Genomic DNA, 1,521 nt, shown 5'->3' with positions numbered 1-1,521 from the left:
GGCACTCGTCGCCGCCGGCGGCGTAGTCGCCGAAGTAGTCGACCACGTCCTCCGGCCACTGGTTCGCCTCGGCCAGCAGCACCGTGTCCGGGTACAGGGCGTCGATCTCGCGCCGGACGCGGCGCAGGAAGGCGTGGGTGGCGGGCAGGTTCTCGCAGTTGGTGCCCTCGGCCGCGTACAGGTACGGCACCGCGTCCAGCCGGAACCCGTCGATGCCGAGGTCGAGCCAGAACTTCAGCGCGGCGAGGATCTCCTCCTGCACCGCCGGGTTCTCGTAGTTGAGATCCGGCTGGTGGGAGAAGAAGCGATGGAAGTAGTACTGGCCGCGCACCGGGTCGTAGGTCCAGTTGGAGGTCTCCGTGTCGACGAAGATGATGCGCGCCTCGGGGTAACCGGTGTCGTCGTCGGCCCACATGTAGTAGTCGCCGTAGGGCCCGTCGGGGTTCTTGCGGGACTCCTGGAACCACGGGTGCTGGTCGCTGGTGTGGTTCATGACGAAGTCGATGATGACGCGCATGCCGCGCTGGTGGGCGGCGTCGACGAACTCCACGAAGTCGGCGAGGTCGCCGAACTCCGGGAGGACCGCGGTGTAGTCGGAGACGTCGTAGCCGCCGTCCCGCAGCGGGGACTTGAAGAACGGCGGCAGCCACAGGCAGTCCACGCCCAGCCACTGGAGGTAGTCCAGCCGGGCGGTGAGGCCCTTGAGGTCGCCGACACCGTCGCCGTCGCTGTCCTGGAAGGAGCGGACGAGGACCTCGTAGAAGACGGCACGCTTGAACCAGTCCGGGTGCCGGTCCTTCACCGGTGTGTCCTGGAACGTGTCGTGCACGGGCTCGTTGACGGTCATGACGCGGTCGATCCTCCGTTCTGCGGCGCGGCGGCGGACGGATGCCCGACATGGAGCACATGCGCCGGAGCCCGGCCGGGCTCCAGACGCACGTAGTTGGTGCTGCCCCATCGATAGGTCTCATCCGTCAGTTCGTCGTGCACCGGCACGACGTCGTGCCGGTCAAGGCCGAGGTGCGTCATGTCCAACGAGATCGTCGCCTCCTGGATGCGGTGGGGATCGAGGTTCGCGACCACCAGGACGGTGTCCTGACCGGCGCGTTTGCTGTACGCGATGACGGCGTCGTTGTCCGTGTGGTGGAAACGCAGGTTCCGCAGCCGGCGGAGCGCGGGATGGCGGCGCCGGACGGTGTTGAGGCGCTCGATGAGGGGCGCGATGCTGCGTCCCTCGCGCTCGGCGGCCTCCCAGTCACGGGGGCGCAGCTGGTACTTCTCCGAGTCCAGGTACTCCTCGCTGCCCTCCCGGGCCGGGGTGTTCTCGCAGAGTTCGTAGCCGCTGTAGATGCCCCAGGTGGGGGAGAGGGTGGCGGCCAGCACGGCACGCACCTCGAACGCGGGCCGTCCGCCGTGCTGAAGGCAGGCGTGCAGGATGTCCGGGGTGTTGACGAAGAGATTCGGCCGCATGTACGCGGCCGTCTCATCCGACAGTTCGGTCAGATAGTCGGTCAGCTCCTG

Annotated in this window: 2 protein-coding genes; both read right to left on the bottom strand. The window is 67.9% G+C overall.

Annotated features, from left to right (window positions below; translation table 11 throughout):
- Window positions 1-847 (bottom strand): alpha-amylase family glycosyl hydrolase (locus tag ABZ862_RS38465; protein ID WP_360969279.1); only part of this gene is annotated, 847 nt, incomplete at its 3' end.
- Window positions 844-1,521: DUF3459 domain-containing protein (locus tag ABZ862_RS38460; protein ID WP_360969276.1), on the bottom strand; the 678-nt coding region annotated here is incomplete at its 5' end. The genes ABZ862_RS38465 and ABZ862_RS38460, both read right to left, overlap by 4 nt.

The sequence above is a fragment of the Streptomyces sp. NPDC047000 genome (assembly GCF_040644295.1).
Taxonomy (GTDB): domain Bacteria; phylum Actinomycetota; class Actinomycetes; order Streptomycetales; family Streptomycetaceae; genus Streptomyces.
This window is presented reverse-complemented; position numbering and strand designations above follow the sequence as displayed.